This window comes from Rubrivivax gelatinosus, assembly GCF_004340905.1.
GTDB lineage: Bacteria > Pseudomonadota > Gammaproteobacteria > Burkholderiales > Burkholderiaceae_C > Rubrivivax > Rubrivivax gelatinosus.
The window spans coordinates 164,313-190,994 of record NZ_SLXD01000010.1; the positions used below are offsets into that span (position 1 = coordinate 164,313).

23 protein-coding genes are annotated in these 26,682 nt (G+C 71.6%); 4 read left to right on the top strand and 19 right to left on the bottom strand.

What is annotated here, in order from left to right; all coding sequences use genetic code 11:
* Positions 1-82 precede the first annotated feature (82 nt).
* Positions 83-1,060 carry a Bug family tripartite tricarboxylate transporter substrate binding protein gene (locus EV684_RS16280; RefSeq protein ID WP_132648336.1) on the bottom strand — a complete coding sequence of 326 codons (978 nt, stop codon included), beginning with the start codon at positions 1,058-1,060 and terminating at the stop codon, positions 83-85.
* Between the two features lie 192 nt (positions 1,061-1,252).
* On the opposite strand from EV684_RS16280, the gene EV684_RS16285 reads away from it, so the two are divergent.
* Complete coding sequence (locus EV684_RS16285; protein ID WP_132648337.1) at positions 1,253-3,169, top strand: B12-binding domain-containing radical SAM protein; 1,917 nt, start codon at positions 1,253-1,255, stop codon at positions 3,167-3,169.
* A 236-nt stretch (positions 3,170-3,405) separates the two neighbouring features.
* On the opposite strand, the gene EV684_RS16290 is transcribed toward EV684_RS16285, so the two are convergent.
* On the bottom strand, positions 3,406-4,740 hold the full coding sequence (locus EV684_RS16290) for a ferredoxin reductase family protein (RefSeq protein ID WP_132648338.1): 1,335 nt from the start codon (positions 4,738-4,740) through the stop codon (positions 3,406-3,408).
* 351 nt (positions 4,741-5,091) lie between these two features.
* On the opposite strand from EV684_RS16290, the gene EV684_RS16295 reads away from it, so the two are divergent.
* Complete coding sequence (locus tag EV684_RS16295; RefSeq protein WP_132648339.1) at positions 5,092-5,889, top strand: M48 family metalloprotease; 798 nt, start codon at positions 5,092-5,094, stop codon at positions 5,887-5,889.
* 75 nt (positions 5,890-5,964) lie between these two features.
* Here EV684_RS16295 and EV684_RS16300 read toward each other — a convergent pair whose 3' ends face one another.
* Positions 5,965-6,858: a LysR family transcriptional regulator gene (locus EV684_RS16300; RefSeq protein ID WP_132648340.1), complete on the bottom strand. Its 894-nt coding sequence runs from the start codon at positions 6,856-6,858 to the stop codon at positions 5,965-5,967.
* A gap of 104 nt (positions 6,859-6,962) precedes the next feature.
* Here EV684_RS16300 and EV684_RS16305 point away from each other — a divergent pair, with 104 nt between their 5' ends.
* Positions 6,963-7,853: an alpha/beta fold hydrolase gene (locus tag EV684_RS16305; protein ID WP_132648341.1), complete on the top strand. Its 891-nt coding sequence runs from the start codon at positions 6,963-6,965 to the stop codon at positions 7,851-7,853.
* Positions 7,854-7,944: 91 nt separating this feature from the next.
* Here the strand turns inward: EV684_RS16305 and ftsZ are convergent, their stop codons facing one another.
* From ftsZ to mraZ, 15 genes are all read right to left on the bottom strand, one after another.
* Positions 7,945-9,177, bottom strand: a complete 1,233-nt coding sequence (gene ftsZ / locus EV684_RS16310) for a cell division protein FtsZ (protein ID WP_132648342.1) — start codon at positions 9,175-9,177, stop codon at positions 7,945-7,947.
* Between the two features lie 76 nt (positions 9,178-9,253).
* Positions 9,254-10,486, bottom strand: a complete 1,233-nt coding sequence (gene ftsA, locus EV684_RS16315) for a cell division protein FtsA (protein WP_132648343.1) — start codon at positions 10,484-10,486, stop codon at positions 9,254-9,256.
* Between the two features lie 8 nt (positions 10,487-10,494).
* The gene (locus tag EV684_RS16320; RefSeq protein WP_132648344.1) at positions 10,495-11,277 is read right to left on the bottom strand and encodes a cell division protein FtsQ/DivIB; all 783 of its coding nucleotides are present in this window, start codon (positions 11,275-11,277) and stop codon (positions 10,495-10,497) included.
* 1 nt (position 11,278) lies between these two features.
* Entirely contained in the window at positions 11,279-12,229 is a 951-nt protein-coding gene (locus tag EV684_RS16325; protein WP_132648345.1) for a D-alanine--D-alanine ligase, read from the bottom strand.
* On the bottom strand, positions 12,226-13,650 hold the full coding sequence (murC, locus tag EV684_RS16330) for a UDP-N-acetylmuramate--L-alanine ligase (RefSeq protein ID WP_132648346.1): 1,425 nt from the start codon (positions 13,648-13,650) through the stop codon (positions 12,226-12,228). Before murC ends, EV684_RS16325 begins: the two co-directional genes overlap by 4 nt.
* The gene (gene murG, locus EV684_RS16335) at positions 13,647-14,726 is read right to left on the bottom strand and encodes an undecaprenyldiphospho-muramoylpentapeptide beta-N-acetylglucosaminyltransferase (RefSeq protein WP_132648347.1); all 1,080 of its coding nucleotides are present in this window, start codon (positions 14,724-14,726) and stop codon (positions 13,647-13,649) included. The genes murC and murG overlap by 4 nt, the downstream gene beginning before the upstream one ends.
* The gene (gene ftsW / locus EV684_RS16340) at positions 14,723-15,961 is read right to left on the bottom strand and encodes a putative lipid II flippase FtsW (protein WP_132648348.1); all 1,239 of its coding nucleotides are present in this window, start codon (positions 15,959-15,961) and stop codon (positions 14,723-14,725) included. The genes murG and ftsW overlap by 4 nt, the downstream gene beginning before the upstream one ends.
* On the bottom strand, positions 15,958-17,460 hold the full coding sequence (murD, locus tag EV684_RS16345; protein ID WP_132648349.1) for a UDP-N-acetylmuramoyl-L-alanine--D-glutamate ligase: 1,503 nt from the start codon (positions 17,458-17,460) through the stop codon (positions 15,958-15,960). Before murD ends, ftsW begins: the two co-directional genes overlap by 4 nt.
* 5 nt (positions 17,461-17,465) lie before the next feature.
* Positions 17,466-18,647, bottom strand: coding sequence for a phospho-N-acetylmuramoyl-pentapeptide-transferase (gene mraY, locus EV684_RS16350; RefSeq protein WP_132648350.1), 1,182 nt, complete (start codon positions 18,645-18,647; stop codon positions 17,466-17,468).
* Complete coding sequence (locus EV684_RS16355) at positions 18,647-19,993, bottom strand: UDP-N-acetylmuramoyl-tripeptide--D-alanyl-D-alanine ligase (protein ID WP_132648351.1); 1,347 nt, start codon at positions 19,991-19,993, stop codon at positions 18,647-18,649. The genes mraY and EV684_RS16355 overlap by 1 nt, the downstream gene beginning before the upstream one ends.
* Positions 19,990-21,465, bottom strand: a complete 1,476-nt coding sequence (locus EV684_RS16360; RefSeq protein WP_132648352.1) for a UDP-N-acetylmuramoyl-L-alanyl-D-glutamate--2,6-diaminopimelate ligase — start codon at positions 21,463-21,465, stop codon at positions 19,990-19,992. Before EV684_RS16360 ends, EV684_RS16355 begins: the two co-directional genes overlap by 4 nt.
* A gap of 43 nt (positions 21,466-21,508) precedes the next feature.
* Positions 21,509-23,275 (bottom strand): peptidoglycan D,D-transpeptidase FtsI family protein, encoded by a 1,767-nt coding sequence (locus EV684_RS16365; RefSeq protein WP_132648353.1) that lies wholly within the window; start codon positions 23,273-23,275, stop codon positions 21,509-21,511.
* Complete coding sequence (gene ftsL, locus EV684_RS16370; RefSeq protein WP_132648354.1) at positions 23,272-23,568, bottom strand: cell division protein FtsL; 297 nt, start codon at positions 23,566-23,568, stop codon at positions 23,272-23,274. The genes EV684_RS16365 and ftsL overlap by 4 nt, the downstream gene beginning before the upstream one ends.
* Entirely contained in the window at positions 23,565-24,506 is a 942-nt protein-coding gene (rsmH, locus tag EV684_RS16375; RefSeq protein WP_132648355.1) for a 16S rRNA (cytosine(1402)-N(4))-methyltransferase RsmH, read from the bottom strand. Before rsmH ends, ftsL begins: the two co-directional genes overlap by 4 nt.
* Positions 24,503-24,946: a division/cell wall cluster transcriptional repressor MraZ gene (gene mraZ, locus EV684_RS16380; RefSeq protein ID WP_014427158.1), complete on the bottom strand. Its 444-nt coding sequence runs from the start codon at positions 24,944-24,946 to the stop codon at positions 24,503-24,505. Before mraZ ends, rsmH begins: the two co-directional genes overlap by 4 nt.
* 376 nt (positions 24,947-25,322) lie before the next feature.
* Here mraZ and EV684_RS16385 point away from each other — a divergent pair, with 376 nt between their 5' ends.
* Positions 25,323-25,652 carry a hypothetical protein gene (locus EV684_RS16385; RefSeq protein WP_132648356.1) on the top strand — a complete coding sequence of 110 codons (330 nt, stop codon included), beginning with the start codon at positions 25,323-25,325 and terminating at the stop codon, positions 25,650-25,652.
* Here EV684_RS16385 and EV684_RS16390 read toward each other — a convergent pair.
* Entirely contained in the window at positions 25,636-26,670 is a 1,035-nt protein-coding gene (locus EV684_RS16390; protein WP_242478682.1) for a carbonic anhydrase, read from the bottom strand. The genes EV684_RS16385 and EV684_RS16390 overlap by 17 nt on opposite strands.
* Positions 26,671-26,682: the final 12 nt, after the last annotated feature.

A 26,682-nucleotide genomic window follows, 5' to 3' on the forward strand; every position in this document is an offset into this window, starting at 1 on the left:
TTATTCGGCGGCCATCCTGTCGTCAGGCCCGGGATTGCCCGCGACGTCCCGAATGCGAAGGCCGGCGCGGCGCGCCGCGCCGTCATTCCGGCTGGAACCCGGCGCTGCGCAGCAGCTCGGCGCCCTGGGCGACGTCGCGTGCGACGAAGCGCCTGAACTGCTCGGGGTTCTCGGTGACCGGCGTGATGCCCAGGTTGGCCCAGGCCCCGCTGCGCGCCAGCTCGGCGGTGGCGGCGTTGATCGCCGTGTTCAGCACCGCCACCCGGGCCGGCGGCGTGGCGGCGGGCGCCCAGACGCCGTACCACGAGGCATAGGCGAACTCGGGCAGCCCGGCTTCCTGGAAGGTCGGCACCTCGGGCGCCAGCGCGCTGCGCCGCGCCGAGGTGATCGCGATCGGCCGGACCTTGCCCGACTTGGCCATCGGCAGCAGCGAGATCATCGAGTCCAGCACCAGGTCGGTGTGGCCGCCGGCGACGTCCATCAGCGCCGGCTGGGTGCCCTTGTACGGGACGTAGCTGAGCTTGAGCCCCGCGTCGCGCGCCATCAGCAGGGTCGCCAGGTGGCTGGGCGCGCCGGCCGCGGGAATGCCGGCCGACCACTTGTCGGGCTGCTGGCGGATCGTGGCCAGCACGTCGGCCAGCCGGGTCTGCGTCCTGGAGGGGGCGAGCACCAGCATCAGCGGCGCCTCGCCGACACGCGCCACCGGCACGAAGTCGGTCTGCGGGTCATAAGGCGAGGCCTTCAGGACCTGCCGGGCCAGCACGTGCGTGGCGGCCGAAAACAGCAGCGTCTGGCCATCGGCCGCAGCCGACTGCACCGCCCGACCGCCGATCGTGCCGCTGCCGCCGGCACGGTTCTCGACGACGACGTTGACGCCGAGCTGCTTCTGCAGCTGCGTGCCCAGCAGCCGCGCGGCGGCGTCGACGCCGCCGCCGGCCGCGAACGGCACGACGATGCGCAGCGGCTTGCCGCGTTCGGGGAATGTCGCCGCCTGGGCCAGCGCCGCAGCCGCAGGCGCGGCCAGCAGCAGGGCCAGGGTGGCCCGCAACCATCGTCTCATCTTGTCTCCTGGTTCTCTTGGCGGCCCCCGCGGCCTGCCGGACGGCAGGCCGCGGGGGCCGGGAACACGCACTCTAGGGAGCGTGCTGGCTTGCGCCTAGCCGAACTCCGCAGCTTTCAGACTTGCCGGAAAAGGCATGTCTTGCTGCCTTTGCCGCGCGCACGGCCGCTGCGGGCGAGAATCCCGCCACCGATGAGCGCCCCCGACCTCCGCGTGCTCGCCGTCATCCCGCCGATGACGCAGCTGAACACGCCCTACCCCTCGACCGCCTACCTGACCGGCTTCCTGCGTTCGCGCGGCATCGCCGCGATGCAGACCGACCTCGCGCTGGCGCTGGTGCTGGAGCTGTTCACGCCCGCCGGGCTGGCTGCCGTGCGCGAAGCCGCCAAGGCGCTGCCGCCCGAACGCCGCACGGCGCGGCTGGACGCCTTCGAGGCGCAGTTCGAGCGTTACGTGGCGACGATCACGCCGACGATCCGCTTTCTGCAAGGCGGCGACGCGACGCTGGCGCACCGCATCGCCGGCCGCGCCTTCCTGCCCGAGGGCGCACGTTTCTGCTCGCTCGACGTCTACGTCGACCCCGACGACCCCGAAGGTGGCGACCCGCTGGCCTGGGCCTTCGGCGCACTCGGCACGCAGGACCGCGCGCGCCACCTGGCGACGCTGTACCTGGACGACCTGGCCGACGTGCTGCGCGACGCGGTCGACGCCCGTTTCGAGTTCGTGCGCTACGCGGAGCAACTGGCCGCCAGCCAGCCGAGTTTCGAGCCGCTGGCGCAGGCGCTGGCAGCGCCGCCCAACCTCGTCGACGCGACGCTCGAGCGCCTGGCGCAGGCCGCGCTGGCCGAACACCGGCCCGACGTCGTGCTCTTGAGCGTGCCCTTCCCCGGCTCGGTCTACGGCGCGCTGCGCATCGCCCAGGCGATGAAGGCGGTGCAGCCGGGGCTGCGCGTGGCGCTGGGCGGCGGCCTCGTCAACACCGAGCTGCGCGAGCTGTCGGACGCGCGCCTGTTCGATTACGTCGACGCGGTGACGCTGGACGCCGGCGAGCGCCCGCTGCTGGCGCTGCTGGAGCACTGGGCCGGCAAACGCTCGCGCCAGCGCCTGGTGCGCACCTTCATGCGCGACGAAGGCGGCACGGTGCGCTACCTCGACATCGGCGAAGCCGACGTGCCGTTTGCCGAGGTCGGCACGCCGACCTGGGACGGGCTGCCGCTGGGCCGCTACCTGTCGCTCCTGGACATGCTCAACCCGATGCACCGGCTGTGGAGCGACGGGCGCTGGAACAAGATGACGGTGGCGCACGGCTGCTACTGGAAGAAGTGCAGCTTCTGCGACACCAGCCTGGACTACATCTCGCGCTACGACGCCGCCGGCGCCGAGACCCTGGTCGACCGCATCGAGGCCATCGTCGCCGAGACCGGGCAGACGGGCTTCCACTTCGTCGACGAAGCCGCGCCGCCCAAGTCGCTGAAGGCGCTGGCCGCCGAGTTGCAGCGCCGGCAGCTGGCGATCTCGTGGTGGGGCAACGTGCGCTTCGAGAAGAGCTTCAGCCCCGAGCTCTGCCGCCAGCTCGCCGACAGCGGCTGCATCGCGATCAGCGGCGGGCTGGAGGTGGCGTCGGACCGGCTGCTGGGGCTGATGCAGAAGGGTGTGTCGGTCGAGCAGGTGGCGCGGGTCACGCGCGCCTTCAGCGATGCCGGCGTGCTGGTGCACGCCTACCTGATGTACGGCTTCCCGACGCAGACGGTGCAGGACACGGTCGACGCGCTGGAGTACGTGCGCCAGCTCTTCGAGGCCGGCTGCATCCAGTCGGGCTTCTTCCACCGCTTCACCTGCACCGTGCACTCGCCGGTGGGCCGCGACCCGGCGGCCTACGGCGTGACGCTGCAGCCGCTGCCGCCGACGAGCTTCGCACGCAACGACGTCGGCTTCGTCGACCCCACGGGTGTCGACCACGACGCGCTCGGCGTGGCGCTGAAGAAGGCGATCTACAACTACATGCACGGCATCGGCCTGGAGGCCGACGTGCGCAGCTGGTTCGACCAGCGTGTGCCCAAGCCGACGGTGCCGCGCGGGCGCATCGCGCGGGCGCTGCAGCGGCGCTGAGGCCGGACGCAGGACGCCGGAAGGCGTTCTGCGCCTGCCGAAGGCCTGAGCGCGATTTCACGCGCGAGGGCTGAGCCTGGACGCAGGACGCCGGGAGGCGTTCTGCGCCTGCCGAAGGCCCGAGCGCGATTTCACGCGCGAGGGCTGAGCCCGGACGCAGGACGCCGGGAGGCGTTCTGCGCCTGCCGAAGGCCTGAGCGCGATTTCACGCGCGATGGCTGAGGCCGCCCCGCGCCTCAGCGCATCTCGAACAGCTCCTGGTGGAAACGCCCCGGCGGCAGGCCGGCGGCGGCCAGGTCGCGCTTCAGGGCCTCGCCGAAGGCGGCCGGGCCGCAGAACCAGAAGTCGGCCTGCAGCCAGTCGGGCACCAGCTGGCGCAGCCGGGCGGCGTCCAGGCGGCCGTCGCGGGCGTCCTGCAGCACGTGCAGGCGCACGCCGGCGGCACCGGCGTCGGCCTGCAGCCGCGCCAGCGCGGTGGCGTCGACGGCCGCGGTCGGGTGGAACATGTCGATCGTGCGGCCGTCCGGGCGGCGCGCCAGCGACTGCAGCCGGGCGACGAAGGGCGTGACGCCGATGCCGGCGCCGATCCACACCTGGCGCCGCGCCTCGCCGTCGAAGCGGAAGCGGCCGTACGGGCCTTCCACCGCCGCCGCGTGGCCGGCCTTCAGCGCCTGGGGCAGCGTGCGCGTGTAGTCGCCCAGCGCCTTGATGAGGAAACGCAGCCGGCCGTCGCCGGCCCAGGCCGAGGCGATCGTGAACGGGTGCGCGCCCTCGGCCTCGTCGAAGGTGACGAAGGCGAACTGGCCGGCGTCGTGGCCGTGCCAGCCGTCGGCCAGCTTCACCGTCACCGCGGTGACCTGCGTGCCCGGCAGGAACTCGACGCTCTCGACCCGGCCTTCGACACGGCGCGCACGGCCGATGCGGCGCGCCAGGCTCATGAAGGCCGAGACCGTGCCCACCGTCATCAGCGCGGCCAGCACCAGACCGACCGGCTGCAGCCAGTACCCGGGCTTGGTCAGCACCACCGAGTGGAAGACGAGCACCAGGTACACGAGCGCCATCGCGCGGTGCGTCTGGAAGAAGCGGCGGTACGGGAAGCGCTTGATCAGCGCGATCGCGATCAGCGCCAGCATCAGGTAGAAGGCGTACTCGCCGATCTCCTCGGCCGGGTGGCGCAGGCCCTGCACCCAGGCCAGCAGGCTGTCGGCCTCGACCTGCGGCCGCGGGCCGCGCTGCGGGCGCTCCAGCAGCCCGGCCTGCACCAGCCACTTCGGGCCCTGGGCGAACAGCCAGTGCGCCACCGACAGCACCAGGCCGCCGACGCCCAACCACTTGTGCAGGCGGTAGCCCTTGTCCAGGCCGTGCAGGCGATCGTCCAGCCAGGCCGGGCGCAGCGCCAGCAGCATGCCCGCGCTCATCAGCCCGATGCCGAGCACGCCGCTGTACTGCACCAGCAGGTTGCGCCAGGCGAAGAAGCCCTGTGCCGCCGGCAGCGAGCCGGCTTCGGCCGCCAGCCACAGCGCGCTCAGCCCGGCGACGAGCGCGATGTAGGTGCTGCGGATCGTTTTCATGACGGTCTCTCGAACACTCGATGCCGTCATGCTGCGCGTGCGAGGTGAAGGCGGTCTTAAGGCTCACGTGCCACAGCCGTGGCGCCGACGCCCGGCGAACGCGCCCTCTTGCGTCGCGACCGGCTTTCGTGGCGCCATGACCACGCGCCGCAGGCCAATATCACGCGTCAATCCTGCGTTGGGATAAGTACTTTGATATGGGCCCAGATAATTGATGAAGAACAGTCGATAGACTGTAACGGCAGCTTGACAGAAATTTTCATCTACAGACAAGCCCCCCGTGGCCCGCAGGCAGCCACACCCGCAGCAGTAAGGAAGGACCTCATGAAAAACGCAATCCGAGCAGCGGCCGTGACGGCCCTGGCCGCCCCGGCCCTGCTCGCTACCACGCCTGCCGTCCCCGCGAGCACCCCCAAGTACCTCGCCCAACGCGTCGACTGCGCCGGAACGCCCGGCCTGACGCTGGCCCCGGGTGAACTGTCGGTGCTGCTCGTCGATGAATCGGCCAACCCCGCGGCCGCGCGCCTGGAACGCCTGCGCGCCCCGGCCTGCCGCAGCATCTACGCCGCCCAGCGCGTGGACGACGACGGCTGGATGGACCGCGACTGGCTCGGCGACGTGATCGTCTCGGCGGTCGACCCCGCCGCCGGCAAGCCGGCCACCGACCTGCAGCAAAGCCGTCTGCGTGCCCCGCACTACGTCGTCACCGTCAGCACCGCGCTGGCCGACAAGGCTTCGCCCGACGCGCTGACCTACTCGCTGTCGCGCGAACTCGGCCACGGCGTCTACCGCCACGGCACGCGCACCGCGGCGCTGCGCCTGCTGTCCACCGGCTTCTACGCCACCAGCGTGCTGGGCTTCGGCATGCTGCCGACGCTGAGCGCCTCGGTCGTCGCCAGCGGCGCCGCGGCCGACGCCGGCCTGGGCTTCGGCACCTGCCTGGTGGCCGGCCTGAACAAGCGCTTCGAGCTGCAGGCCGACGCCTTCGGCGTGCGTTCGCTGCAGGCGCTGGGCGCGGCCAAGCCGCAGGCGCAGCAGGTCGCGCTGGGCGTGCTGCGCGCCTCGCCGGCCGCCGAAGGCCGCTGCATGGACGCGCACAACGCCACCGCCGGTACCTTCGCGCGCACCCAGGCCGTGCAGGCGCTCTGAGCTTCTGGCGCAGAGAACGAAAGCCGCCCGGGAAACCGGGCGGCTTTTTCGTTTTCAGCCGGCGCGTGCCGCCGATCAGCCGCGACGCGGCCCAGGGCCGAAGCGCTCGTACATCCCGATCCGGCGCGCCGCGTCGACGAGCGCGTCGCTCGCTGAGTTGCCGGCGCGGGCGAATGCGCAGAACCGGGCCGCAGGCAGTTCGGGCATGCGCTGCCCGGCACCCAGCTCGCTCAGCCCGTCGCGCAGCTGGCTGCGCGCCACCACCGTGACGGCGAAGCCGGACAAGGCGGCCGACACGCAGGCCGCCATGCTGCTGCTCTCGAACACGATGCGCCAGGGCAGTCCGGCCCGGCCCAGCGCCGAGATCGCCGACTCGCGGTAGACACAAGGCTCGGGAAACACCGCCAGCGGCAGCTGCGGCGCGAGCTCCGGCGCCTGACCCGTGGCGTAAGCCCAGACCAGCGGCTCTTCCCAGAGCAGTTCACCGCTGCCGTCGACGCGGCTGCATTGCTTGCCGAACACGATGTCCAGCCGGCCGCGTTCCTGCTGGCGCAGCAGGTCGGCGGTGATGCCGACCTTCAGGTCGACAGACGCCTGCGGGTGCGCGCTGCGAAAACGCTGCAGCACCTGCGGCAGCCAGGTGCCGGCGAAGTCTTCCGACGCGCCCACCCGCAACCGCCCCCGAACCGGTGCGCCGCGCAGCTTGGCGCGCGCCTCGCGCTCCAGGTCCAGGATGCTGCGGCCGTAGGCGTACAAGGTCTCGCCCGCCGAAGTCAGGTCCAGACGCCGCGTGGTGCGCGCCAGCAGCGTCGCACCTGCCGCCTGCTCCAGGCGCTTGATGTGGCCGCTGATGGCCGAGGGCGTCAGCGCCAGCCGCTCGGCGGCCACGGCGAAGCTGCCGCCGTCGACGACTTCGAGAAAGCTGCGCAGCAGCACGATGTCCAGCGGCGCACCGCCGGCGTCGGTCATGGCGTCATTCAACGAGAACCTTCATCAATCTGCCGTGATTATTCACCGAGGCCAAGCGGTATCGCGCGCACGCTTGCTGTTGTCGCCACTGCCTCTGAGAGCCCATGCACACGCACTTCGTCGCCTCGACCTCGACCCTGGACATCGCCTATCTCGAATGGAACCGCGGCGCCACGCGCAGCGCCGTGCTGCTGCACGGCTGGCCCGACAGCCCCGAGGGCTGGCGGCCGGTGGCAGCGCAGCTGGCCGCCGCCGGCTGGCACGTGCTCGCCCCGGCGCTGCGCGGATTCGCGCCCACCCGCTTTCGCGACGCGGCCACGCCGCGCAGCGGCCAGCTCTCGGCTCTGGGCCGCGACCTGCTGGAGTTCATCGACGTGCTGGGCCTCGCGCAGCCGGTGCTGGTGGGGCACGACTGGGGCGCACGTGCGGCGTCCAATGCCTGCGGCCTGCGTGCCGGCGCGGCATCGCATCTGGTGATGCTCTCGGTCGGCTACGGCACCAACAGCGCACAGCAGACGATCTCGCTGCAGCAGGCGCGCAACTACTGGTACCACTGGTACCTGGCGACGGCACGCGGCGAACAGGCGCTGCGCCATGAGCGCGAAGCCTTCACGCGCCTGATGTGGGACACCTGGTCGCCGTCGGGCTGGTACGCGCCGGAAGACTTCGACGCCGCACTCCAGGCCTTCCAGGGAGAAGACTGGGCCGATGTCGTGCTGCATTCCTATCGCCACCGCTGGGGCTTCGAGGCCGGTGATCCGGCTTGTGCTGCGGACGAATCGCGACTGGACCCGGCGCCGGTACTGGCGGTTCCGACGCTCGTGCTGCATGGCGCTGCCGACGGCTGCAACCACCCCGACAGCTCGCTCGGCCGCGAGCCTTTCTTCGACGGCCGCTACGAGCGCCGCGTGCTGGAGGGTGTCGGCCACTTCCCGCAGCGCGAAGCGGCGCAGCAGGTCGGCGACGCCATCCTGCGCTTCTGCAGCGAGCCCTGAGCCGCCGGCACGCGGCGGCGCTACGGGCAACAAAAAGGGGCGGCCCGCAGGCCGCCCCAATCCGTCCGGTCAGCTCTGCGGCGTCTGCCGGTCAGTCCGCCTGCTTGCGCAGGAAGGCCGGGATCTCGATCTCGTCCATGCCGTTGCTGGCCAGCGCGTCGACCTTGGCCGCGGCCTGGCTGCGGCCGCTGCGCCAGACGCTGGGCGTGTTCAGCCCGGCGTAGTCGTGCGCCGGCGCCGGGGCCGCCGCGCCGAGGGCCGGCTGGGTCAGGATCGGCAGGTTGTCGGTGCCGGTGCGCAGCACCGGCTGCGCGGCCGGCGCCTGCTGCACCACGGCCAGCGGCGGCGCCGGGCGGGTCTCCTGGCGGCGCGCCGAGTTCAGGCCGGTGGCGATGACGGTCACACGCAGCTGATCGCCCAGGCTCTCGTCGTAGGCCGTGCCGTAGATGACGTGGGCGTCGTCGGCGGCGTAGCGGCGGATGGTGTTCATCGCGTTGCGGCTTTCGGCGAGCTTGAAGGTCGCCTTGCTCGCGGCGATCAGCACCAGCACGCCGCGCGCGCCCGACAGGTCGATGCCTTCGAGCAGCGGGCAGGCCACCGCGGCGTCGGCCGCCTTGGTCGCGCGGTCCGGCCCGCCGGCCGTCGCCGTGCCCATCATCGCCTTGCCCGGCTCGCTCATCACCGTCTTCACGTCCTCGAAGTCGACGTTGACGAGACCGGGGATGTGGATGATGTCGCTGATGCCGCCGACGGCGTTCTTCAGCACGTCGTTGGCGTGCGCGAAGGCCTGGTCCTGCGTCACGTCCTCGCCCATCACGTCCAGCAGCTTCTCGTTGAGCACGACGATCAGGCTGTCGACGTTGGCCTCGAGCTCGCTGACGCCGTCATCGGCCTGCTTGCCGCGGCGCTTGCCTTCGAACTCGAAGGGCTTGGTGACGACACCCACCGTCAGGATGCCCATCTCCTTGGCGACGCGGGCGATGACCGGCGCCGCGCCGGTGCCGGTGCCGCCGCCCATGCCGGCGGTGATGAACAGCATGTGCGCGCCGGCGATCGACTCGCGGATGCGGTCGACGGCCTCCTCGGCGGCCGAGCGGCCGACCTCGGGCTTGGCGCCGGCGCCCAGGCCGCTGGTGCCCAGTTGCACCAGCGTGGCCGCGCCGCTGCGGTGCAGGGCCTGCGAGTCGGTGTTGGCGCAGATGAAGTCCACGCCCTGCACGCCCTGGGAAATCATGTGCTCGACGGCATTGCCGCCGCCGCCGCCGACGCCGATCACCTTGATCTGCGTGCCTTGGTCGAATTCCTCGATCATCTCGATGGGCATGTGGAGCCTCCTAGTGAATGCAGTTGCCAGACGGTTGACTTGACGGAATGAAACGGGACCTCGTCACGGGTCCTCTTCAGAAGTTGCCCAGGAACCAGTCCTTGGCGCGGCCCAGCAGCGTCGTCACCGACCCCGCCTGGGCCGCGGCCTTGTGACCGCGTTGCCGTGCCAGACGCGCCTCCTCGAGCAGCCCCATGACGGTGGCTGAACGCGGATTCGCGACCATGTCGCCGAGTGCAGCGTGGTACGTGGGCAGGCCACGCCGCACCGGCTTCAAAAAGATGTCCTCGCCGAGCTCGATCATCCCGGGCATCACCGACGAGCCGCCGGTGATGACGATCCCCGAGGACAGCAGCTCCTCGTAGCCGCTCTCGCGGATGACCTGGTGCACGAGGGTGAAGATCTCCTCGACACGCGGCTCGATGACGCCGGCCAGCGCCTGGCGGCTGAGCATGCGCGGCGCGCGGTCGCCCAGCCCCGGCACCTCGACCTGGTCGGCCGGGTCGGCCAGCAGCTGCTTGGCCACGCCGTGCTCGACCTTGATCTCCTCGGCGTCCTTGGTCGGCGTGCGCAGCGCCATCGCGATGTCGCTGGTGATCAGGTCGCCGGCGATCGGGATCACCGCGGTGTGGCGCACGCTGCCGTCGGTGTAGATCTGCACGTCGGTGGTGCCGGCGCCGATGTCGACGACGGCCACGCCCAGCGACTTCTCGTCGTCGGTCAGCACCGCGGCGGCGCTGGCGCTGGGGTTGAGCACCAGGCGCTCGACCTCCAGGCCGCAGCGGCGCACGCACTTCAGGATGTTCTCGGCGGCACTTTGAGCGCCGGTCACGATGTGGACCTTGACCTCCAGCCGCGAGCCGCTCATGCCGATCGGCTCCTTGACCTCGTGGCCGTCGATCACGAACTCCTGCGGCTCGACGAGCAGCAGGCGCTGGTCGTTGGGGATGTTGATCGCCTTGGCGGTCTCGACGACACGCGCCACGTCCACCGTCGTCACCTCGCGGTTGTCGCGCACGATGACCATGCCGGTGGAGTTCTGGCCGCGGATGTGGCTGCCGGTGATGCCGGTGTAGACGCGGTCGATCTTGCAGGCGGCCATCATCTCGGCCTCCTTCAGCGCCTGCTGGATGCTCTGCACGGTGGCGTCGATGTTCACGACGACCCCGCGCTTCAGGCCATGCGTCGTCGCCACGCCGAGGCCGGCGACACGCAGCTCGCCGTCGGGCAGCACTTCGGCGGCCACCACCATGACCTTGGCGGTGCCGATGTCCAGGCCGAAGACGAGATCCTTGTATTCCTTGGCCATGTTGTCCTTCAGTTGATCGTCTTCGTCGTCACGCCGCGCAGTCGCACCGCATAGCCGTCGGTGTGGCGCAGGTCGGCGTATTGCAGCGGCGCGCGCCAGCGCGCCGTCACCTCGGGCAGCGTGCGCACGAATCGCGCCGCACGGGCCAGCACCTCGTCCTCGCTGCCGCGTCCCAGCTCCAGCGTCGCGCCGCTGTCGAGCTCGACGCCCCAGGAACCGCGGTGCGACAGGCGCAGCTCGGTGATCTCCGCGTCCAGCGGCTCGAGCAGCGGGCGCAGCTTGCCGTACATCGCCAGCACCGCGGCGGCCTCCTCGTCGGGGCCCGAGAACACGGGCAGGCCGTCGTCCTCGACGTCGCCGACGTTGGCGTCGAAGAGTTCTCCGTGCGTGTTGACGAGGCGGTCGTTGCCGTCCTCGCCCTGCCAGACGGCGGCCGGGCGGTGCTCCTCCAGGCGCACCGCCAGCCGGTCGGGCCAGACGCGGCGCACGACCGCGTTGCGCACCCAGGGCACGGACTCGAAGGCCTCGCGCCCCTGGTCCAGGTCCAGGCTGAAGAAGTTGCCGCGCAGGCGCGGCACCGCGTTGGCGCGGATCGTGTTGACGCTGTTGCGGCCCAGGTCGCCGTCGATCTCGACGGCGCGGATCGTGAACAGCGGCGCACGCACCAGCCACATCAGCGCCGCGGCGGCCAGCGCTGCACCGGCGAGCACGAACACGCCGCTGGCCACGCCGTTCATCAGGCGGACATCGGTCGGCTGTTCGGCCAGCGGCAGGGCGGCGGCGCGGTTCATGTCAGGTTCCCGGGTGGTCCAGCGCGGCGCACTCGAGCACGTGCAGACACAGCTGCTCGTAGCCGAGGCCGGCCACACGCGCGGCCAGCGGCACCAGCGAGTGGCTGGTCATGCCCGGGCTGGTGTTCATCTCCAGCAGGAAGGGCTTGCGGTCGCTGGCGCGGATCATCAGGTCGGCGCGGCCCCAGCCGCGGCAGCCCAGCAGGCGGTAGGCGGCCAGCGTCAGGCGCTGGATCTCGGCCTCCTCGGCCGGCGGCAGGCCGCTCGGGCAGTGGTAGCCGGTCTCCTCGGAGAAGTACTTGTGCTCGAAGTCGTAGTTGCCGCCCGGCGCGACGATGCGGATCACCGGCAGCGCACGCGCCGCGGGGCCGTCGCCCAGCACGGCGCAGGTGACTTCCTCGCCTTCGATGAACTCCTCGCAGAGCACGTCGGCGTCGTACTCGCAGGCGAGCTTCACCGCGTCCTGCATCTCGGAGTAGCCGCTCACCTTCGTGATGCCGATCGACGAGCCTTCGCGCGGCGGCTTGACGATCAGCGGCAGGCCGAGCTGGTCGGGCACGGCGATGACGTCCTCGCGCGCCTGGCGCTCGGGCGACAGCCAGGCCCAGCGCGGCGTCGGCAGGCCTTCGGCGGCCCAGATGCGCTTGGTCATCACCTTGTCCATCGCGATCGCGCTGGCCATCACGCCCGAGCCGGTGTAGGGGATGCGCAGCAGCTCCAGCGCACCCTGCACCGTCCCGTCCTCGCCGTGGCGGCCATGCAGCGCGATGAAGGCGCGCTCGAAGCCGGCGTGCTTGAGTTCGGCCAGCTCGCGTTCGGCCGGGTCGAAGGGGTGCGCGTCGACGCCGGCGCGGCGCAGCGCCTCCAGAACGCCATTGCCCGACATCAGCGACACCTGCCGCTCGGCGCTGGATCCGCCCATCAGGACGGCGACCTTGCCCAGGGGGTTCATGCCACGGCTCCTTGTTGCGTCATCTCGACCACCTTCTGCGGCACCCCGCCCATCGAACCCGCGCCCATCGCGATGACGACGTCGCCGTCCTGCGCGAAGTCGGCGATCGCCGCCGGCAGCTCGGCGATGGCGTCGACGAACACCGGGTCGACCTTGCCGGCCACGCGCAGCGCGCGCGCCAGCGCGCGGCCGTCGGCGGCGACGATCGGGGCCTCGCCGGCGGCGTAGACCTCGGTCAGCAGCACCGCGTCGGCGCTGCCCATGACCTTGACGAAGTCCTCGAAGCAGTCGCGCGTGCGGGTGTAGCGGTGCGGCTGGAAGGCCAGCACGAGGCGGCGTCCCGGAAAGGCGCCGCGCGCCGCGGCGACCACCGCCGCCATCTCGGCCGGGTGGTGGCCGTAGTCGTCGATCAGCGTGAACGTGCCGCCGCCGTGCGCCGCCGACACCGCGAGCTCGCCCCAGCGCTGGAAGCGCCGGCCGACGCCGGTGAAGCCGGCCAGCGCCCGCACCGTCGGCTCGTCGGGCAGCTCCAGTTCCATCGCCACGGCGATCGCCGCCAGCGCGTTGCGCACGTTGTGCACGCCGGGCAGGTTCAGCGTGATCGCCAGGTCGGGCATCTCGACGCCGTTGCGGCGCTGGGCGGTGAACTTCATGCGCCCGCCGGGCAGCGCCTCGACGTCGACGGCGCGCACCTGCACGTCCTCGCCCAGGCCGTAGCTGACGACCGGGCGCGAGAGCATCGGCAGGATCGCGCGCACGCCGGGGTCGTCGCCGCAGACGATGGCCGCGCCGTAGAACGGCATGCGGTGGATGAAGTCGACGAAGGCCGACCGCAGCCGCGACAGGTCGTGGCCGTAGGTCTCCATGTGGTCGGCGTCGATGTTGGTGACGACGGCCATGATCGGCATCAGGTTCAGGAACGAGGCGTCGCTCTCGTCGGCCTCGACGACGATGTACTCGCCTGAACCCAGGCGCGAGTTGGCGCCGGCGCTCAGCAGCTTGCCGCCGATGACGAAGGTCGGGTCGCGGCCGGCTTCGGCGAGCACGCTGGCCACCAGCGAGGTCGTCGTCGTCTTGCCGTGCGTGCCGGCGATGGCGATGCCGCGGCGCAGGCGCATCAGCTCGGCCAGCATCACCGCACGCGGCACGACCGGGATGCGGCGCGCACGGGCGGTGATGACCTCGGGGTTGTCGCCCTTCACCGCGGTCGAGATGACGACGGCTTCGGCGCCCTCGATGTTGGCGGCGTCGTGGCCGATGGCGATGCGCAGGCCGAGACCGGCCAGGCGCTCGGTGGTCGCGCTGGCGGCCTGGTCGCTGCCGGTGACGCGGTAGCCCAGGTTGTGCAGGATCTCGGCGATGCCGCTCATGCCGGCGCCGCCGACGCCGACGAAGTGGATCTGCTTGACGGCGTGTTTCATCGCGGGGTCAGTTCTTCTATGAGGTCCGCCACTCGCGCGGCGGCCTGCGGGCGGGCCTGGGCGCGGGCGCGGTCGGCCATCGCGGCGAGCGCGGCGCGGTCCAGCGCGCGCAGTTCGTCGGCGAGGCGTTCGGGGTTCAGTTCGGATTGCGGCAGGTGCTTGGCGGCCCCCTGCGAGGCCATCATCTCGGCGTTGTCGCGCTGGTGCGAGGTGGTGCTGACGATCAGCGGCACCAGGATGGATGCAACGCCGGCGGCGCACAGTTCGCTGACCGTGATCGCACCGGCGCGGCACAGCATCAGGTCGCTCTCGGCCAGGCGGCGCGGCATGTCGTCGATGAAGGGCAGCACCTCGGCGTCGACACCGGCGGCCGCATAGGCGGCCTTCACGGCCTCGAGCTGCGTGGCGCCGGTCTGGTGCGTGACGAGCGGACGCTCGTGCGGCGCCAGCCGGGCCAGCGCCTGCGGCACGGTCTCGTTGAGCACCTTGGCGCCCAGGCTGCCGCCGACGACGAGCAGCTTCAGCGGCCCGCTGCGGCCGGCATAACGTTCGGCCGGAGCCGGCAGCGCCTCGATCTCGGCACGCACCGGGTTGCCGGTGACGGCGGCGTTCTTCGTCGCTTGCGCGGCGGCACCGTCGAAGCCGAAGGCGACGCGGTCGGCCACCGGCAGCAGCGAGCGGTTGGACAGCAGCATCGCGGCGTCGGCGTTGACCAGCACCAGCGGCTTGGACAGCAGCGAGGCCATCAGCCCGCCGGGGAAGCAGACGTAGCCGCCCATGCCGAGCACGGCGTCGGCACGGCGCCGGCGCAGGATGCCCAGGCAGTCGCCGAAGGCCTTCAACAGGCGCATGCCGCCGGTCAGTGCGCCCATCGCGCCCTTGCCGCGCAGACCGGCGAAGCCGATCGTGTCCAGCGGCAGGCCGGTCGGCGGCACCAGCTTGTTCTCCATGCCGGTCCGGGTGCCCAGCCAGCTCACGGTCCAGCCGCGGCGCTGCATCTCGCGCGCCACGGCGATGCCGGGAATGACGTGGCCGCCGGTGCCGGCGGCCATCACGACGAGGTGGCGCCCGCTCATACGCGGCCTCCACGCATCAGGCTGCGGTTTTCGACGTCGACCCGCACCACGATGGCCAGCGCGACGAGGTTCATCAGGATCGCCGAGCCGCCGTAGCTCATCAGCGGCAGCGTCAGGCCCTTGGTCGGCAGCACGCCCAGGTTCACGCCCATGTTGATGAAGGCCTGGCCGCCCATCCAGATGCCCACGCCCTGCACCATCAGCCCGGCGAAGACGCGGTCCAGCGCGATCGCCTGGCGGCCGATGACGAAGATGCGCCGCGTGAGCCAGAAGAACAGCGCGATGACCGCGGCGACGCCGACGAAACCCAGCTCCTCGCCGATGACGGCGAGCAGGAAGTCGGTGTGCGCCTCGGGCAGGTAGTGCAGCTTCTCGACGCTGGCGCCCAGGCCCTGGCCGAAGAGCTCGCCGCGGCCGAAGGCGATCAGCGAGTGCGTCAGCTGGTAGGCCTTGCCCTGCGCGTAGGCCGGGTCCCAGGGGTTGAGGTAGGCCAGGATGCGCTCGCGGCGCAGGTCGTCGAAGGCGATGATGGTCGCGAAGGTGCCGACCAGCACCGCGGCGATCAGGAAGAACATGCGGCCGTTGACGCCGCCCAGGAACAGGATGCCCATCGCCACCGTCGCGATGACGATGAAGGCGCCCATGTCGGGCTGGCGCAGCAGCAGCGCGCCGATGAAGGCCACCGCGACGACCATCGGCCAGACGGCGCGGAAGAAGTTCTCCTTCACGTCCATCTTGCGCACCATGTAGCTGGCGGCGTACATCGCGATCGTGATCTTCGCCAGCTCCGAGGGCTGGAAGTTCATGATGCCCAGCGGGATCCAGCGGCGCGAGTTGTTGACCACCTTGCCGACGAAGGGCAGCAGCACCAGCACCAGCAGCAGCAGCGAGACGACGAAGATCTTCTCGGCGTGTTTCTCCCAGAACGACACCGGCACCTGCACGACGGCGAACGCGACCACCGCGCCCAGCGCCAGCGCGAACACGTGGCGCGTCAGGAAGTACGAGGACGAGTAGTTGGCGAACTTCGGGTTGTCGGGCAGCGCGATCGAGGCCGAATAGACCATCACCAGGCCCAGCAGCAGCAGCGTCGCGACGACGGCGACGAAGGTCTGGTCGAAGGCACGCAGCGCCGCGGGCCGGCCGCCGGCGGCGACGCGGTCGCGCACCGGCAGCGTGCCGACGCTCTCGCGCCGGGCCGCCCACCAGTTGCGGATCGCGCCGATGGCCTTCATGCCTGGCCCTTCTCCGCGGCCAGCGCCTGCACCGCAGCGGCGAAGACCTCGGCGCGGTGGGCGTAGTTGCGGAACATGTCCATGCTGGCGCAGGCCGGGCTCAGCAGCACGGCGTCGCCGGGTTCAGCCTGCTCGAAGCACCAGGCGACGGCGGCCTGCAGCGTCTCGTGGCGCGCGAGCAGCGGGCCGCGCACGTGCGGCTCGATCGCCGGCGCGTCGCGGCCGATGGTGGCCACCGCACGCGCCCAGCGCGCCAGCGGCGCGGCCAGCGGCGCGAAGTCCTGGCCCTTGCCGTCGCCGCCGAGGATCACGACCAGTTTCGCCGGCGCCTTGTCGGCGCCCAGGCCGTCGAGCGCGGCGACGGTGGCGCCGACGTTGGTGCCCTTGCTGTCGTCGAAGGCCTCGACCTCGCCGACGGTGGCGATCCACTGCACGCGGTGCGGCTCGCCGGCGTAGTCGCGCAGGCCGTGCAGCAAGGCGCTCAGCGGGCAGCCGATGGCCGTGGCCAGCGCCAGCGCGGCGAGCGCGTTGGCGGCGTTGTGGCGGCCGCGGATGCGCAGCGCGTCGGCCGGCATCAGGCGCTGCAGGTGGATCTCGTGTTCCTCGTCGCGGCGCAGCTTGACGGTCTCGTCGGCCGGCAGCGCCCGCACCAGCCAGGCCATGCCGTTCTCGACGACCAGACCCCAGTCGCCCGGGCGGCGCGGCGCGTCCAGGCCGAAACGCTGCACGCTGCGGCCGACCGGCTTGTTGCGGCCCTTGGCCGGCGCCGGCGGCGGCACCATGGCCTCGACCAGCGGGTCGTCGCGGTTGATGACCATCACCGCGTCGCGGCCGAAGACACGCGCCTTGGCCGCGGCGTAGGCGTCCATCGTGCCGTGCCAGTCGAGGTGGTCCTGGGTGACGTTGAGCACCGCGGCGGCAGCCGGCTCGAAGCCGGTGACGCCGTCGAGCTGGAAGCTGGAAAGCTCGAGCACCCAGACCTCGGGCAGGTCCTCCAGCCGCGCGGCCAGCGTGTCGAGCATCGTCGGGCCGATGTTGCCGGCCAGCACGACGCTGCGCCCGGCGCGTTCGACCAGCAGCCCGGTCAGCGTGGTCGTCGTCGTCTTGCCGTTGGTGCCGGTGATCGCGATGACCTGCGGCGCGTAGCCCCGTTCGGCCTTCAGCGCCGCCAGCGCCTCGGCGAAGACGTCGAGCTCGCCCTGCACCGGCACGCCGTCGGCACGCGCGGCGGCCAGCACCGAGGCGATGCGCGGGTCGTGCGGCGACAGGCCGGGGCTCTTGAGCACGCGGTCCACGCCCTCGAAGGCATGGGCGTCCAGCGGGCCGCCGAACAGCTCGGCGCCCGGGCAGTGCTCGTGCAGGCCGACGGCCTGCGGCGGGTCCTCGCGCGAGTCCCAGACGCGCACGAAGGCGCCGTGGGTCCAGGCCCAGCGCGCCATCGCCAGGCCGGAGTCGCCCAGGCCCAGCACCAGCACCGTCTTTTCCGCGAAGGCGTTCATCGTGTTCACCGCAGCTTCAGGCTCGCCAGGCCGACCAGGCACAGCAGCATCGTGATGATCCAGAAGCGCACCACGACCTGGCTCTCGGTCCAGCCCTTCTTCTCATAGTGATGGTGCAGCGGCGCCATCAGGAAGATGCGCCGGCCTTCGCCGTAGCGCTTCTTCGTGTACTTGAACCAGGCCACCTGGGCCATCACCGACAGCGCCTCGGCGACGAAGACGCCGCCCATGATCCCGAGCACGATCTCCTGGCGCGTGATGACGGCGATCGTGCCCAGCGCGCCGCCCAGCGCCAGCGCGCCGACGTCGCCCATGAAGACCTGCGCCGGGTTGGCGTTGAACCAGAGGAAGGCCAGCCCCGCGCCGGCCAGCGCGGCGCAGAACACCAGCAGCTCGCCGGCGCCCGGGATGTAGGGCAGCAGCAGGTAGCGCGAGAACACCGAGTTGCCGGTGACGTAGGCGAAGACGCCCAGCGCCGAACCCACCAGCACCACCGGCATGATCGCCAGCCCGTCCAGGCCGTCGGTGAAGTTGACAGCGTTGCTGGCGCCGACGATGACGAACCAGGTCAGCGCCATGAAGCCGAAGACGCCCAGCGGGTAGCTGACGGTCTTGAAGAACGGCACGATCAGGTCGGCCTTGGGCGGCAGGTCGGTGGAGAAGCCGCTCGTCACCCAGCGCAGGAACAGCTCGACGACACGCAGGTTGGAGGTCTCGGAGACGCTGAAGGCAAGGTAGACCGCGGCGAACAGGCCGATCAGCGTCTGCCAGAAGAACTTCTCGCGCGAGCGCATGCCTTCCGGGTCCTTGCGCACGACCTTGCGGTAGTCGTCGGCCCAGCCGATGGCGCCGAAGCCGAAGGTCACGATCATCACCACCCAGACGAAGCGGTTGCTCCAGTCGAACCACAGCAGCGTCGACACCGCGATGCCCAGCAGCACCAGCACGCCGCCCATCGTCGGCGTGCCGCGTTTGCCCAGGTGGGTCTGCACGCCGTACTCGCGGATCGGCTGGCCGATCTTCATCTCGGTGAGCCGGCGGATGACCCAGGGGCCCAGCGCCAGGCCGATCAAGAGCGCCGTCATCGCCGCCAGCACGGCGCGGAAGGTCAGGTACTGGAAGACGCGGAGGAAACCGAGTTCGTCCGGGAACAGCGACAGCAGCCACTGGCTGAGCGTGAGCAGCATCAGCGCACCCCTTCCTTGAACGCGCGCACGACCTGCTCCATCCGCATGAACCGGGAACCCTTGACCAGCACCGACGCGGCCTGCGGCGCGTCGGCGAGCGCGGCGACCATCGCCGCGGCGTCGTTGAAATGGCGCTGCGCGCCGACGTGGCGCGACAGCCCGCCGGCCGTCCAGACCGTCTCGATGCCGGCGGCCCGCGCCGCGGCGCCGACCTCGGCGTGGAACTCGGGGCCACGTTCGCCGACCTCGCCCATGTCGCCCAGCACCAGCCAGCGCGGGCCGGGCAGCGCCGCCAGCACGGCGACGGCGGCGAGCACCGAGTCGGGGTTGGCGTTGTAGCTGTCGTCGACGAGCGTGATCTCGCCGTGCGCCGTGGCCACGCGTGCGGCCTGCGAGCGCCCGGACACCGGCTGGAAGGCCGCCAGGCCGGCGGCGATCGCCGCCGGCTTGACGCCCGCGGCCAGTGCGCAGGCCGCGGCGGCCAGCGCGTTCTTCACGTTGTGCAGGCCGGCGACGGCCAGCGTCGTGACCAGCGGGCCGGCCGGCGTCGACATCTCGACGCGCCAGCGCTCGCCCTGCCATTGGGCACGCGCCGTCAGGTCGGCGGCACCGTCGAGCGCGAACGTGATCGTGCGGCGCGCGCCGGCCAGTTCGCGCCACAGCGGCGTGTAGTCGTCGTCGGCCGGGAAGATGGCGATGCCGGCGGGCGGCAGCATCGCGATCGCCTGGCCGTTCTCGCGCGCCACGGCCTCGACCGTGGCCATGAACTCCTGGTGCTCACGCTGGGCGTTGTTGACCAGCACGATCGTCGGCCGGGCGATGGCCGCCAGCTCGGCGATCTCGCCGGGGTGGTTCATGCCCAGCTCGACGACGCCGGCGGCGTGCGAGGGTTGCAGCCCGAGCAGCGTCAGCGGCACGCCGATGTGGTTGTTCAGGTTGCCGCGCGTGGCGAACGCGGCGTCACCGTGCGCGGCGCGCAGGATCGCGGCGACCATCTGCGTGACGGTGGTCTTGCCGTTGCTGCCGGTGACGGCCACCAGCGGCAGCAGGAAACGCGCGCGCCAGCCGGCGGCCAGCTGCTGCAGCGCGGCGAGCGAGTCGCTCACCTGCAGACCGGGCATCGAGTCGGACAGCCCGTGTTCGGCGATCGCCGCGACGGCGCCCGCTTCGCGCGCGGACGCGAGGAACTCGTGGCCGTCGAAACGTTCGCCACGCAGCGCGACGAACAGGTCACCGGGGCGCAGCGTGCGCGTGTCGCTGTGCACGCGCGCGAACGCGGTCGTGCCGTCGCCGACCAGCTTTGCGCCGGGCACGAAGGGCAGCGCCTGGGCCAGCGTGAGCCTCATGCGCGGGCCTCCGTGCGGCGCGCCAGCGCGGCGCGTGCCTCGGTCTCGTCGGAGAACGGGCGGCGCACGCCCTTGATCTCCTGGTAGTCCTCGTGGCCCTTGCCGGCCAGCAGCACGACGTCGCCCGGCGCGGCGTTGGCGACGGCATAGGCGATGGCCTCGTGGCGGTCCTCGATGACGTCGACCTCGTCGTGGCCGGTGACGCCGGCCAGGATCTGCGACAGGATGAAGCACGGCGCCTCGTCGCGCGGGTTGTCGCTGGTGGCGACGACGCGGTCGGCCAGGCGCGCGGCGATGGCGCCCATCAGCGGGCGCTTGGTGGCGTCGCGGTTGCCGCCGCAGCCGAACACGCACCACAGCTGGCCGCCGCGTGCGGCGGTCAGCGGGCGCAGCGCCTGCAGCACCTTCTCCAGCGCGTCGGGCGTGTGCGCGTAGTCGACGACGACCTCGACGTGCTCGCCGGGCACACGCTGCATGCGCCCGGGCACCGGCGTCAGCGCCGGCACGACGGCCGCGGCGTCGGCTAGCGCCACGCCCAGCGCGCGCAGGCCACCGATCACGGCCAGCAGGTTGTGCACGTTGTACTCGCCGATCAGCGTGCTGCGCACCTCGACGGCGGCGTCGCCTTCGTGCAGCGTGAAGGCCAGGCCGCCGTCGACGTAGCGCACGTCGCGCGCGACGAGGCGCGCGTCGCCGTCGACGGCATAAGTCCAGACGTCCAGCGCCAGCGGCTCGGCGGCCAGCAGCGCGCCCTGTTCGTCGTCGACGTTGATCACCGCGGCCTTCAGCCCCGGCCAGGCGAACAGGCGGCGCTTGGCCTCCCAGTAGGACTCCATCGAGCCGTGGTAGTCCAGGTGGTCGCGGGTGAAGTTGGTGAACAGCGCGACGTCGATCTCGGCGGCGTCCAGCCGGTGCTCGACGATGCCGATCGACGAGGCCTCCAGCGCGCAGGCGGCAAAACCCTGGTCGACGAAGCCGCGGAAGGCGGCGTGCAGCGTCACCGGGTCGGGCGTCGTCAGGCCCGTGGCGCGCACCGCGCCGGGCTCGCCGACGCCCAGCGTGCCCATCACGCCGCAGCGCTGGCCCAGGCGGGTCAGCGCCTGGGCGGTCCACCAGGCGGTCGAGGTCTTGCCGTTGGTGCCGGTCGTGGCGACGAGCTTCAGCCGCTGGCTGGGGTGCTCGAAATAGGCGTGGGCGATGTCGCCGGTGACGGCCTTGAGGTCGGGCAGCGTGGCCACGCGCGCGTCCTCGAAGCCGAAGGCCTCGACGCCGTCGAGCTCGACGAGGCAGGTCGAGGCGCCGGCGTCCAGCGCCTGCTGGACGAAGCGGCGGCCGTCGTTGGCGTAACCCGGCCAGGCGATGAAGGCGTCGCCGGGCTGCACCAGGCGGCTGTCGGTGCGCAGCGTGCCGGTGACCCAGGACGAGAGCCAGCGGGCGGCGGCCTCCGGGGATTTCAGGCGCGTCAGCGGCATGCGGCCTCCCCGGTGGCGACGAAGGGCTGGGACGGGATCTGCATCAGAAGCTTTCCTGCTCGGCGGCGGCCGGATCGGCGACGATCTGCGCCTGCACCGGGATGTCCGGCGGCACGCCCATCATGCGCAGCGTGTTCTGCACGACCTGGCTGAAGACCGGTCCGGCGACGGCGCCGCCGTAGAACACGCCCTTGCTCGGTTCGTCGACCATCACCGCGACGACGATGCGCGGCGAGGAGATCGGCGCGATGCCGACGAACCAGGAGCGGTACTTGTTGGTGTAGCCCTTGCCTTCCTGCTTGCGCGCGGTGCCGGACTTGCCCCCCGTGGAGTAGCCGATCGCCGCCGCAGCGGTGGCGGTGCCGCCGGGCTGGGTCACCAGGCCCAGCATGGCGCGCATCGTGCGCGCGGTCTCGGGCTCGAAGACCTTGACGCCGGCGACCGGGCCGTCCTGGCGCAGCATCGACACCGGCACGATGTCGCCGTCGCGGGCGTAGACGGTGTAGGCCCGCGCGATCTGCAGCAGGCTCGCCGACTGGCCGTAGCCGTAGCTCATCGTCGCCTGCTCGATCGGGCGCCAGGTCTTGTACGGGCGCAGCCGGCCGGTGACGGCGCCGGGGAAGTCGATCTGCGGCTTCTGCCCCAGGCCGATCGCCGAGAACACCTCCCACATCTCGCGCGGCTGCATCTGCATCGCCATCTTGACGGTGCCGACGTTGCTCGACTTCTGGATCACCTGGGCGACGGTGAGCGCGCCGTGCGGGTGCGAGTCGCGGATCGTCGAGCCGGTGATCGTGATCGTGCCGGGCGCGGTGTCGATGACGGTGGACGGCGACACGCGGCCGGTCTCCATCGCCAGGCTGGCGACGAAGGGTTTCATCGTCGAGCCGGGCTCGAAGGTGTCGGTCAGCGCGCGGTTGCGCAGCTGCGCGCCGCTGAGGTTGCGCCGCTGCCCGGGGTCGTAGCTCGGGTAGTTGGCCAGCGCCAGCACCTCGCCGGTCAGCGCGTCCAGCACGACGACGCTGCCGGCCTTGGCGCCGTGCTGGGCGACGGCGTCGCGCACGCGCTGGTAGGCGTAGAACTGGACCTTGGAGTCCAGCGCCAGCTGCACGTCGCGGCCGTCGAGCGCGGCGGTCTGGTCGCCGATGTCCTCGACGACGCGGCCCAGGCGGTCGCGCACGACGGCGCGCAGGCCGTCGCGGCCCTGCAGCTCCTTGTCGAAACGCAGCTCGATGCCTTCCTGGCCGCGCTCCTCGACGTTGGTGAAGCCGACGACATGCGCCGCCGACTCGCCCTCGGGGTAGCTGCGCTTGTACTCGCGCACCTGGTAGACGCCCTTCAGGCCCATGGCCTTGACCTTGTCCCAGGTGGCGTCGTCGGCCTGGCGGCGCAGCCAGACGAAGTTCGGGTTGCCGGCCAGCCGGGTGTCGAGTTCGGTCGGCGTCATGCCCAGCGCGCGTGCGAGCGCACGGCGTTCGCCGCCGTCGGCCTGGAAATCCTTGGGGATGGCCCAGATCGACGGCGAGGGCACGCTCGAGGCCAGCACCAGGCCGTTGCGGTCGAGCACGCGGCCGCGGCTGGCCTGCAGCGACAGCGTGTGCGCGTAGCGCTTCTCGCCCTGCTTCTGATAGAAGTCGTTGCCGAGCACCTGCACCCAGACCGCACGTCCGAGCAGCAGCGCGAACGAGGCGGCGACCATCGCGACGACGAAACGCGAACGCCACGGCGGCGTCTTGCTCGCCAGCAGCGGGCTGGTGGCGTAGTTGACGCTGCGCACGCTGGCGCCGCCGGACTTGCGACGGCCGATCACGGCGTGCCTCCGGAGGCCGCCGGCGCCGCGCCGGCGCCGACGTACTGCGTCACCGCGGGCGTGGCCGGGCGCATCGCCAGCTTCTCGCGCGCGACGCGCTCGACGCGCAGGTTGGTCGCCTGCGCCTGGCGCTCGGCGTCCAGGCGCTTGTAGTCGGCTTCGAGCTGGTACTGCTCGTTCTTCGCCCGGTCCAGCGCCGCGAACAGGCGCCGGCTCTCGTAGGCGTTGCGCACCAGCGCGAACGCACTGCCCAGCAGCAGCACCAGCAGCACGGCGTTGAGCAGCTTGGTCACGCCGGCACCTCGGTGCGCTCGGCCACGCGCATCACCGCCGAGCGCGCGCGCGGGTTGGCGCGCACTTCGCCTTCGCCCGGCTTGACGCGGGCGACGGCCTTCAGCTTGAGCGGGCGCGGCGGCGCCATCGGCGCCCGGCGGTCGAACTCATCGCGGCTCTCGCGCGTGATGAAGTTCTTGACGATGCGGTCTTCGAGCGAATGGAAGCTGATGACGACCAGGCGGCCGCCCGGCGCGAGCAGCTGCAGCGCGGCGTTCAGTCCCTGTTCGAGCGCCTCAAGCTCGGCGTTGACGAAAATCCGAAGAGCCTGAAATGTGCGCGTTGCAGGGTCCTGGCCCGGCTCGCGGGTCTTGACTGCACGAGCCACGAGCGCGGAAAGCTCGCCGGTGGTTCGAAGCTGATCCCCGCCCTGCCGGCGAGCAACAACCGCCTTTGCAATCTGTAGAGCAAACCGTTCTTCCCCATAGTCGCGGATCACCTGTGCAATGAGGCGCTCGTCGGCGCGGGCCAGGAAGTCCGCGGCGGTCTCGCCGCGGGTCGTGTCCATGCGCATGTCCAGCGGCGCGTCGAAGCGGAAGCTGAACCCGCGCTCGGGCGTGTCGATCTGCGGCGAGCTGACGCCCAGGTCGAGCAGCACGCCCTGCACCTGGCCGACGCCGCGTGCGGCGAGCTCGTCGCGCATCGCGCCGAAGCTGGCGTGGCAGATGCTGAAACGGGGGTCGTCGAGCGCCGCGGCGGCGGCGATGGCCTCGGGGTCGCGGTCGAAGGCGACGACGCGCGCCTGCGGCGACAGCGCCGCCAGCAGCGCGCGCGTGTGGCCGCCGCGGCCGAAGGTGCCGTCGACGTAGAGGCCGTCCGCCTGCGTCACGAGGGCCTCGACAGCCTCGGCGAGCAAGACGGTCGTGTGGGGGCGACCCGTCTGCGTCACGGCGGTCATCCTGCGACCTGGTTCTGCAGCTCTTCGGGCATGCCGCCGGCGATCGTCAGCGCCTCGGCTGCCTCGTAGCGGGCCTTGTCCCACAATTCGAACTTGTCTCCGACGCCCATGAAGACGACCTCGCGCTCCAGGCCGGCCCAGCTCCGGAGTTCCGGCGGCACCAGCACGCGCGAGGCGGCGTCGATCTCGACTTCCGTGGCCGAACCGATGTACATGCGTCGCCACCCTTCGTACTTCATCGGCAGGCGGACGAGTTCGGCTTCGAACGCGTCCCAGACGGGACGCGGGTACAGCGTCAGGCAGCCGGCGGAGTTCTTCGCGACGACCATCTGCCCCTGGACGGTGGACATCAGCACGTCACGCCAACGCGCCGGGACGGTAATCCGCCCCTTCGCGTCCAGCGTCAGCACCGGACCACCACGGAAGGCAAATGAAGGCACGAAACCCCACAGAAATCTACTTTTCTGCACTCTACCTGAGCCACCAAGCCCGGGTCAATGGAGCGGAAGCGTAAAAATTCAGTGGAATCAAGGACTTACCAGCGGTCTCGCAAGCACTTTTGCAGCCGGAAAGTTCTTGAAAATGAAGGACTTGGACGGCTCACTGAAAGTGGTTTGTGAGCGATGGGCCGTCTGAGAGGCCGCGGTGGGGGCGCAGTGGGGAAACGTGGATCCCCCACGATTTCACACCGCGACCCGGGGTGACGGGCGCGTCACGCGGGCGACGCGGTGGGACGCCGCGATACCGCATGGCGGGAAGCCCCGGCGCGGCCGGGCCCTCGGAGCCGGCGCCGGGGCGCGGCATACTCGCCGCCCGATGAACTCGCCCTACGAGAACGACCCCTTGTACCGCCTGCGCCACGCGCTGCTGGGGCTGCTGCTGGCGCTGCTGCTGTCGGTGCCCGCCGCGGCGCTGGCGGGACGCTGGCTCGGCGACCTGGTCGCCGACGACTATGCCTGGCGCGCCGGCATCTACGCCGCGTTGCTGGCCTATGTCGTCGCCGGCGCGGTGGTGCTGTTCATGAAGGTCGCACGCCACGAGACGCGGCCGGTGTCGGCCGCCCGGGTGGCGCTGTGGTTCGCCAGCCTGTGGCTGTGGCCGGCGCTGCTGGTGCTGCGCCGCGGCGACGTCAACGGGACTGCTTGATCAGCCGGCCGGCGGCCGACTGCACCGGCCGCGCGTTCATCGGGTACAGGCGCGAGAAGATGTCGATCTGCTCCTGCGACACCGCCACCGGCTGTCGCATCACGATCCACAGAACGCCCTCGGTGCACGGCGGCGTCGTCAGCGACCCCATGTAGGTGTAATAACCGCGCTCCGTGGGCAGCAGCTGGGCGAGATCGATCGCGCCGGAGGCGCGTGCCTCGTCGTTCTTCTCCAGCGGCAGGTTGTTCCAGACCGACTGGATCACCGGCTGCTCGGCGCCGCGCTGCAGCAGCACCGCGACGACGGCCAGCCGCCCTTCGGGATCCTTGTGCACCAGGTGCGCGACCATGTCGGTCTGGCGGCCGTCGATGCGTTCCTCCGACGGGCGGTGGAAATGGAACTGCACCAGCTCGTAGCGCCGCCCGCCGACGGCGATGACGTTGCCCGGGCCGACGTTGACCTGCACCGTGTGGCCGTTGTCCAGCACCGCGAAACCCACCGGCCGGTAGTCGAACTCGACCGGCTCCAGGTCGACCGCGATACCGCCGCGGATGTCGATCGGGCTCTGGCGCTGGCCGCGGGCACACAGGCCGAACTCGGGTCTGATCGCGCCCCAGCGCGCCGGGCCGCCTTCGCCGGTGTAGCTCCAGTGGATCTCGTGCGCCGCCGGATCGTGCGCCGGCTCGGCGCGTGGGCGCGGCGCCGGCTTGCGCGCCGCGGGCGCCTCGCCCGCCGCACGCGCGGACACGCGCAGCACGTTGCCCGGGGTGTCGGTCGCCTTCAGCGCACCGAGTTTCTCTGCCAGACGATCACGGACGCGGTCCAGGGGATCCTGGGCCGGCTCGGCCGGCGACGCCGCGGACGCCGGCGCGGCGGCCTTCCCGGCTGGCGCGCCGGGCTCGCCGGCGGCATGCAGCGGTGGCACGAACAGCAGTGCCGCGGCCAGAGGCAGCGCCGCCCAGGCGCAGCGTTGCACGGAACCGGCTTGCGGGCCGGTGGCGGATCGGGAACGTTTCATCGCGGGGTCTCC

Coding starts and splice junctions, on each gene's coding strand:
- EV684_RS16280 (WP_132648336.1), bottom strand. CDS start 1,060: ATGAGACGATGGTTGCGGGCCACCCTGGCCCTGCTGCTGGCCGCGCCT.
- EV684_RS16285 (WP_132648337.1), top strand. CDS start 1,253: ATGAGCGCCCCCGACCTCCGCGTGCTCGCCGTCATCCCGCCGATGACG.
- EV684_RS16290 (WP_132648338.1), bottom strand. CDS start 4,740: ATGAAAACGATCCGCAGCACCTACATCGCGCTCGTCGCCGGGCTGAGC.
- EV684_RS16300 (WP_132648340.1), bottom strand. CDS start 6,858: ATGACCGACGCCGGCGGTGCGCCGCTGGACATCGTGCTGCTGCGCAGC.
- EV684_RS16305 (WP_132648341.1), top strand. CDS start 6,963: ATGCACACGCACTTCGTCGCCTCGACCTCGACCCTGGACATCGCCTAT.
- ftsZ (WP_132648342.1), bottom strand. CDS start 9,177: ATGCCCATCGAGATGATCGAGGAATTCGACCAAGGCACGCAGATCAAG.
- ftsA (WP_132648343.1), bottom strand. CDS start 10,486: ATGGCCAAGGAATACAAGGATCTCGTCTTCGGCCTGGACATCGGCACC.
- EV684_RS16320 (WP_132648344.1), bottom strand. CDS start 11,277: ATGAACCGCGCCGCCGCCCTGCCGCTGGCCGAACAGCCGACCGATGTC.
- EV684_RS16325 (WP_132648345.1), bottom strand. CDS start 12,229: ATGAACCCCCTGGGCAAGGTCGCCGTCCTGATGGGCGGATCCAGCGCC.
- murC (WP_132648346.1), bottom strand. CDS start 13,650: ATGAAACACGCCGTCAAGCAGATCCACTTCGTCGGCGTCGGCGGCGCC.
- murG (WP_132648347.1), bottom strand. CDS start 14,726: ATGAGCGGGCGCCACCTCGTCGTGATGGCCGCCGGCACCGGCGGCCAC.
- ftsW (WP_132648348.1), bottom strand. CDS start 15,961: ATGAAGGCCATCGGCGCGATCCGCAACTGGTGGGCGGCCCGGCGCGAG.
- murD (WP_132648349.1), bottom strand. CDS start 17,460: ATGAACGCCTTCGCGGAAAAGACGGTGCTGGTGCTGGGCCTGGGCGAC.
- mraY (WP_132648350.1), bottom strand. CDS start 18,647: ATGCTGCTCACGCTCAGCCAGTGGCTGCTGTCGCTGTTCCCGGACGAA.
- EV684_RS16355 (WP_132648351.1), bottom strand. CDS start 19,993: ATGAGGCTCACGCTGGCCCAGGCGCTGCCCTTCGTGCCCGGCGCAAAG.
- EV684_RS16360 (WP_132648352.1), bottom strand. CDS start 21,465: ATGCCGCTGACGCGCCTGAAATCCCCGGAGGCCGCCGCCCGCTGGCTC.
- rsmH (WP_132648355.1), bottom strand. CDS start 24,506: ATGACCGCCGTGACGCAGACGGGTCGCCCCCACACGACCGTCTTGCTC.
- EV684_RS16385 (WP_132648356.1), top strand. CDS start 25,323: ATGAACTCGCCCTACGAGAACGACCCCTTGTACCGCCTGCGCCACGCG.
- EV684_RS16390 (WP_242478682.1), bottom strand. CDS start 26,670: ATGAAACGTTCCCGATCCGCCACCGGCCCGCAAGCCGGTTCCGTGCAA.